At 74.2% G+C, this 7,053-nt stretch carries 3 protein-coding genes and 1 pseudogene; all 4 read left to right on the top strand.

Going from position 1 to position 7,053, the window contains the following annotated elements; all coding sequences use genetic code 11:
- Positions 1 to 116 precede the first annotated feature (116 nt).
- Positions 117 to 1,784 carry an ABC transporter ATP-binding protein gene (locus N866_RS14795; RefSeq protein ID WP_034227716.1) on the top strand — a complete coding sequence of 556 codons (1,668 nt, stop codon included), beginning with the start codon at positions 117 to 119 and terminating at the stop codon, positions 1,782 to 1,784.
- 16 nt (positions 1,785 to 1,800) lie between these two features.
- Positions 1,801 to 2,685: an ECF transporter S component gene (locus tag N866_RS14790; RefSeq protein WP_081802684.1), complete on the top strand. Its 885-nt coding sequence runs from the start codon at positions 1,801 to 1,803 to the stop codon at positions 2,683 to 2,685.
- 277 nt (positions 2,686 to 2,962) lie between these two features.
- Positions 2,963 to 5,881, top strand: a complete 2,919-nt coding sequence (locus N866_RS14785; RefSeq protein ID WP_034227714.1) for a vitamin B12-dependent ribonucleotide reductase — start codon at positions 2,963 to 2,965, stop codon at positions 5,879 to 5,881.
- 426 nt (positions 5,882 to 6,307) lie between these two features.
- A pseudogene (locus N866_RS14780) lies at positions 6,308 to 7,053 on the top strand (hypothetical protein); the annotation flags it as partial.

The following is a 7,053-nucleotide window of genomic DNA, read 5'->3' as shown; positions in this document are numbered from 1 at the left end:
GTCCTCGCGCCGGCGCCTCGCCCCGGCCGTGCGTCCACCGCGCCCGCCGCACCCGCCGCACCCGCCGGAGCGACGCCCCGACGTCGCGCCTCGGCGGCCCTCCCGGAGGTGACCCGATGATCCGGTTCACGGACGTCACCGTGACCTACCCGGGCGGCCGCGCCCCCGCCCTGCGGGACGTCGACCTCGAGGTGGGCGAGGGTGAGCTGTGCCTCGTCGTCGGCCCCACCGGCTCGGGCAAGTCGACGCTGCTGCGGGCCGCGTGCGGGCTCGTGCCGCACTTCACCGGCGGCCTCCTCGCCGGAGCCGTGACGGTCGCGGGCCGTGACACGCGCACCCACCCGCCGCGCGACCTGGCCGACGTGGTCGGCGTCGTGCTCCAGCACCCCGCCGACGGCTTCGTCACCGACAGCGTCGAGGAGGAGCTCGCCTACGGGATGGAGCAGCTCGGCCTGGCACCGGCGGTGATGCGCAAGCGGGTCGAGGAGGTGGTCGACCTCATGGGCCTGTCGGCGCTCCGGCACCGGCCGCTGGGCGACCTCTCGGGCGGGGAGCAGCAGCGCGTCGCGATCGGGGCGGTGCTCGCCGCCCACCCGCGGGTGCTCGTGCTCGACGAGCCCACCTCGGCCCTCGACCCGGCTGCCGCCGAGGAGGTCCTGTCGGCGCTCACGCGGCTCGTGCACGACCTGGGGCTGACGGTGCTGCTCGCCGAGCACCGCCTCGAGCGGGTCGTGCAGTACGCCGACCGGGTCGTGCTGCTGGGCCCGGACGGCACCGTGCGCCACGGGGACCCCGCTCCGCTGCTGGCGGACAGCCCCGTCGCTCCCCCGATCGTCGAGCTCGGCCGGCTCGCCGGCTGGTCGCCGCTCCCCCTGAGCGTGCGCGACGCACGGCGCCGCGCCGCGCCGCTGCGGGAGCGGCTCGGGAGCCGACCGGTCACCGGGCCTGCCCGGGGCACCCGGCCTGCCGTCGTGCCGTCCGGCAGGGCGACCGCCGCACCGGACCCGATCACCCCCCGCGTGCTGCTGGAGGCGACCGGGGTCCACGTGCGGCACGGGCGCGTGCACGCCGTCCGGGACGTCTCGCTGCGCGTGGCGGCGGGTCAGACGCTCGCCCTCATGGGCCGCAACGGTGCGGGGAAGTCCTCCCTCCTGTGGGCACTGCAGGGAGCGGCACCCCGGAGCGCGGGACGCGTCGCCGTCGGCGCGGACGGCGCGGACCCCGCGCGCCTCGCACCGCGGGAGCAGCGCCGGCGCGTCGCGCTCGTCCCCCAGGAGCCGCAGGTGCTGCTGTACCTGCCGACGGTCGCCGCGGAGTGCGCCGCCGGTGACCGGCAGGCCGGGGCGCCGGCGGGGACGACGGCGGCCCTGCTGGGACGGCTCACCGGCCCCGTCCCGCCCGACGCGCACCCCCGCGACCTCTCGGAGGGCCAGCGGCTCGGACTGGTCCTCGCCGTGCAGCTGGCCGCCCGCCCAGAGGTCCTGCTGCTGGACGAGCCCACCCGGGGGCTGGACTACGCGGCGAAGCGCCACCTGCGCGACGCGCTGGCCGCCCACACGGCGGCCGGCGGCGCCGTCGTGCTCTCCAGCCACGACGTGGAGTTCGTCGCCGAGTGCGCGGACCGGGTGGCCCTCCTCGCGGAGGGCGAGTTCGTGGCCGACGGCACCGCGCGGGAGGTCCTCGTCGCGTCACCCACCTTCGCTCCCCAGGTGGCCCGCATCCTGCATCCCGCCGAGCTCCTCACCGTGGCCGACGTCGCGGCGGCCCTCGCGGTGACCGCATGAGCGCAGCGGCACCGGCATGAGACGGGCGGCAGCGGCCCGTGCCACCGCGCACGGCGACGCCCCGGCACGGACGACCCGCGACCCGCGCGTCGTCGCGGTGCCCGTCCGCACGGCCGTGGCGCTGGCGGTCGCGTCCGTCGCCGGGCTCCTCGCGTTCGCCTGGCCCCTGGTCGTGACGCCCGGGGCGCACCTGTCCGACGCGACCCAGGCCCCGCTCGTGCTGGCCCTCGTCGTCGTCGCGGTCCTGGCCGTCGTCCTCACGGCGCTGTCCGACGGCGCCCTGGACGCCAAGGGTGTCGCCGTCCTGGGGCTGCTCTCCGCCGTGGGGGCGGTCGTCCGTCCCCTGTCCGCGGGCACGGCCGGCGTCGAGCTGGTGTTCGTCGTCATCGTGCTCGGCGCGCGGGTGCTCGGCCCGGGGTTCGGCTTCGCCCTGGGCTCGACGACGATCCTCACCTCCGCGCTCCTGACCGGCGGGGTCGGCCCCTGGCTCCCGTTCCAGATGCTCGCCGCGTCGTGGGTGGGCCTGGGTGCGGGGCTGCTCCCCCGGCGGCTGCGCGGTCGGGCCGAGGTCGCGGTGGTCGCCGCGTACGGGGCCGTGGCGGCGCTGGCGTTCGGGCTGCTCATGAACCTCACGTTCTGGCCGTTCCAGCTCGGTGGCGCCACCGCCCTGTCCGTGGTCCCGGGCGCGCCGCTCACGGAGAACCTCCAGCGGTTCGTCCTGTACACGGCGGCGACGTCCCTGGGGTGGGACGTCGGCCGGGCGGTCACGACGGTCGTCGGCGTCGCCCTGCTGGGCAGGCCGTTCCTGGCCGCCCTCCGCCGGACGGCGGCGCGGGCGTCGTTCGCGCCGCCGACGGTCCCACCGGACCGGGACGCCGTCCCGGGGACGCCGTCGCGCTGAGGCTCGGCCCCCGCGCGCGACCGGGCGACACGCCCGTCCGTGGCGACACGCCGGGAGTTGCCGGGCGCGTCCACCGGACCGTGCACAGGCCGCCCCGGGCATCCACAGTCCCGACCTGCGACGACGCGCGTACCTGTGGACAAGCACCACCACTTATGGGGGTGAACAGGAATGCCGCCACTACATCTAGTGGTTGCACCGGTGTAAGTTGCTGCTCACGCACAGCACCAGCCCACGGTCGTCGCGGCACGCGCGACCTGGCCCCTCGGAGGAACACATGACAGAGACGTCGGAGAGCACGGGCCGCTCGACGGGCCGTTCGGCCAAGGGCCGCAAGCGGGGCCTGACCGTGGGGCGCGTGTTCACCACGCCCGGCGTGCACCCGTACGACCAGGTCGCCTGGGAGCGTCGGGACGTCGTCCAGACCAACTGGAAGTCGGGCGAGACGATCTTCGAGCAGAAGGGCGTCGAGTTCCCCGAGTCGTGGACGATGAACGCCACGACGATCGTGACGACCAAGTACTTCCGGGGCGCTCCGGGCACGCCGCAGCGCGAGTGGAGCCTCAAGCAGCTCATCGACCGCGTGGTGCTGACCTACACCAAGGCCGGCCGTGACCACGGCTACTTCGCGACCGACGAGGACGCCGAGGTCTTCGAGCACGAGCTCACGTGGATGCTCCTGAACCAGGTCTTCTCGTTCAACAGCCCGGTCTGGTTCAACGTCGGCACGCCCTCGCCCCAGCAGGTGAGCGCGTGCTTCATCCTCGCCGTCGACGACACCATGGAGTCGATCCTCAACTGGTACCGCGAGGAGGGGATGATCTTCAAGGGCGGTTCCGGCGCGGGCCTGAACCTCTCCCGGATCCGGTCCTCCAAGGAGCTGCTGTCCTCCGGCGGCACGGCGAGCGGCCCCATCTCCTTCATGCGCGGCGCCGACGCCTCCGCGGGCACCATCAAGTCCGGTGGCGCGACCCGCCGGGCGGCGAAGATGGTCGTCCTCGACGTGGACCACCCCGACATCGAGGAGTTCGTCGAGACGAAGGCGCGCGAGGAGAACAAGATCCGTGCGCTGCGCGACGCCGGCTTCGACATGGACCTCGGCGGCCGGGACATCGTGTCGGTCCAGTACCAGAACGCGAACAACTCGGTCCGCGTGAGCGACGAGTTCATGCAGGCGGTGGAGCAGGGCACGAGCTTCGGCCTGCGGGCGCGCAGCGACGGCTCCGTCATCGAGCAGGTCGACGCCAAGGGCCTCTTCCGCAAGATCGCCGAGGCGGCGTGGGAGTGCGCGGACCCCGGTCTGCAGTACGACGGCACGATCAACGACTGGCACACGAGCCCCGAGTCCGGGCGCATCAACGCCTCGAACCCCTGCTCGGAGTACATGCACCTGGACAACTCCTCGTGCAACCTCGCCTCGCTCAACCTGCTGAAGTTCCTGCGCGAGGACGACACGTTCGACGTCGAGCGGTTCGAGAAGGCCGTCGAGCTCGTCATCACGGCGATGGACATCTCGATCTGCTTCGCGGACTTCCCCACCCAGGCGATCGGCGAGACCACGCGGGCGTTCCGCCAACTCGGCATCGGCTACGCCAACCTCGGCGCGCTGCTCATGGCGACCGGGCACGGCTACGACTCCGAGGGCGGTCGTGCGCTCGCCGCCGCCATCACCTCGCTCATGACCGGGACCGCCTACAAGCGGTCGGCCGAGCTCGCCGGCATCGTGGGCCCGTACGACGGCTACGCCCGCAACGCCGAGGCGCACCAGCGCGTCATGCGCAAGCACGCCGCGGCGAACGACGACGTCCGCACGCTCCACGCGATGGACGCCGGCATCCACGCCGCGGCCACCCGCGTGTGGGCCGAGGGCAACCGCATCGGCACCACCCAGGGCTGGCGCAACGCGCAGGCCTCGGTGCTCGCCCCCACCGGCACCATCGGCTTCATGATGGACTGCGACACGACGGGCGTGGAGCCCGACTTCTCGCTGGTCAAGTTCAAGAAGCTCGTCGGCGGCGGCTCGATGCAGATCGTCAACCAGACGATCCCCCGGGCGCTCCGTCGCATGGGTTACGCCGAGGAGACGGTCGAGGCGATCGTCGAGTACATCGCCGAGCACGGCCACGTCGTCGACGCCCCCGGGCTCAAGACCGAGCACTACGAGGTCTTCGACTGCGCGATGGGTGCGCGGGCGATCTCGCCGATGGGCCACGTGCGGATGATGGCGGCGGTCCAGCCGTTCATCTCCGGGGCGATCTCCAAGACGGTCAACCTGCCCGAGACCGCGACGGTCGACGAGATCGAGGAGATCCACTTCCAGGCCTGGAAGATGGGGATCAAGGCGCTCGCGATCTACCGGGACAACTGCAAGGTCGGCCAGCCGCTGTCCGACGCGAAGGCCAAGAAGGCCGACGCGCCCGTCGCGGAGGCGCCCGTGGTCGAGAGCGCAGCCCCGGCGCGGGCGACCCGCAAGCGCCTGCCGCGCCAGCGGACGTCGGTCACCACCTCCTTCACGGTGGGCGGCGCGGACGGCTACCTGACGGCGGGCTCCTACCCGGGCGACGGCCTCGGTGAGCTCTTCCTCAAGCTCGGCAAGCAGGGGTCCACGCTCGCCGGCGTCATGGACGCGTTCTCGATCGCCGTGTCGGTGGCACTGCAGTACGGGGTGCCGCTGGAGACCTACGTCCAGAAGTTCACGAACATGCGGTTCGAGCCCGCCGGCCTGACCGACGACCCGGACGTCCGCATGGCTCAGTCGATCATCGACTACGTGTTCCGCCGCCTGGCGCTCGACTACCTGCCCTTCGAGACCCGCTCGTCGCTGGGGATCTACACCACCCAGGAGCGGGCCCGTCAGCTGGAGACGGGCGTGTACGAGCCGGTCGACGGCGACGAGGAGGCGCAGGTGCCGGCGGCGCAGTCGGCACCGCTGCCGACCGTGGAGACGCCGGTGGCGCCCGCTCCGGCTCCGGCTGCCGCGCCGGCGGCTCCCGCGGTGTCGTCCGACCCCGTCCTCGCGGCCTCGCCCGCAGTGCGGGCGGTCGACGCGTCGGTCCACTCCTCCGCCGAGCTCTTCGAGCTGCAGCAGGGCCGGACGGCCGACGCGCCCCTCTGCATGAACTGCGGGATCAAGATGCGCCCCGCCGGCTCGTGCTACGTCTGCGAGGGCTGCGGCAGCACCAGCGGCTGCAGCTGAGGCGACCCCGGCTCCTGTCGGAGTCATGGCCCGAGGGGGCCCGGTCCTGGACCGGGCCCCCTCGGTCGTCTCCCGGCGTGTCGGATGCCGCCGCCCCCGGCGCGGCGCCGCCACCGCTCTGTGCCACCACGTGCGCCGCCGCGGTGGGGCACGAAGGTCACGGAACGGTCACTTTCGGCTCTGACCAGCCGGGACGGCACCGTGACAGATGGCCGAGGGTGGCGCACGCCACATCGCGCACCACCTGAACCACTGCTGGCACGCCGCTGGCGCGCTTGGTGTGTGGGAGTTGTGGACACGGCTCACAGATCCGTTCAGGTTCGGGTGAGGGTGACCGACAGGTAGACGAGGGCACCCCAGGTCGACCGCCCCCGGTCCGGTCCACGCCGGCTCGGCCCCCGCCCGGACGACGCAAGGACACGACGCATGACCCAGCAGGACGGAGCGCTGCTCACGCGGCGCGCCCTCCGGACGCAGGCCGCCGACGCGACCCCTGCCCCGTCGACGAGCCCTTCCCCCTCCCCCAGCGCCGGGACCCCGCCGGAGCCGCCCGCCCGCGCGCTGACGCGCCGCGAGCTGCGGATGGCGGCGATCGACCTCGCCGTCGACCCCGGCACGACGGGCCAGGACCCGCGCCCCGACGAGGCGGCGCCGGCGCTGCCGACCGGGTCCGCAGGGCCGACCGTCGCAGCAGTGCCGACGCCCACGGTGGCCGACCGGCCCCTCACACGACGCGAGCTCCGGCTGCGGGAGCGTGCCCTCACCCTGGGCGACGACCTGGGTGACGACCTGGTCGCCCGCTCGACGGCGGCCGAGGTCGCCGGCGCGTGCCGACCGCCGTTCATCGCCTCCCTCGTGCTGCCGGTCCACGTCCCGGACGTCCTCGGCACCACCGCCGACGCTCCCGAGGTCGCCGCGAGCACCACCGGGGCGGGGACCGCCTCGATGACGACGGCCACGCGGGCCGCCGCCCGGCCCACGACCACCCGCCCCGGTGCGCCGTCCCGCCGCCCCGGCGAGGCTCGGCCCGGCCGGCACCCCGTGGCCGGCACCGTCGTCGGCGCCCGACCGCTGCTGGCCCACCTCGGTCGGCGCCCGGTCGCCGTCGTCGCCCTGTCCGCGGGTCTGCTGACCGCCGGGGTGACGCAGGTCCACGCGGAGCAGACCACCGT

Source organism: Actinotalea ferrariae CF5-4 (assembly GCF_000603945.1).
Lineage (GTDB): Bacteria > Actinomycetota > Actinomycetes > Actinomycetales > Cellulomonadaceae > Actinotalea > Actinotalea ferrariae.
Note: the sequence above shows the minus strand (reverse complement) of the source record. Positions and strands in the feature narration are given on the sequence as shown.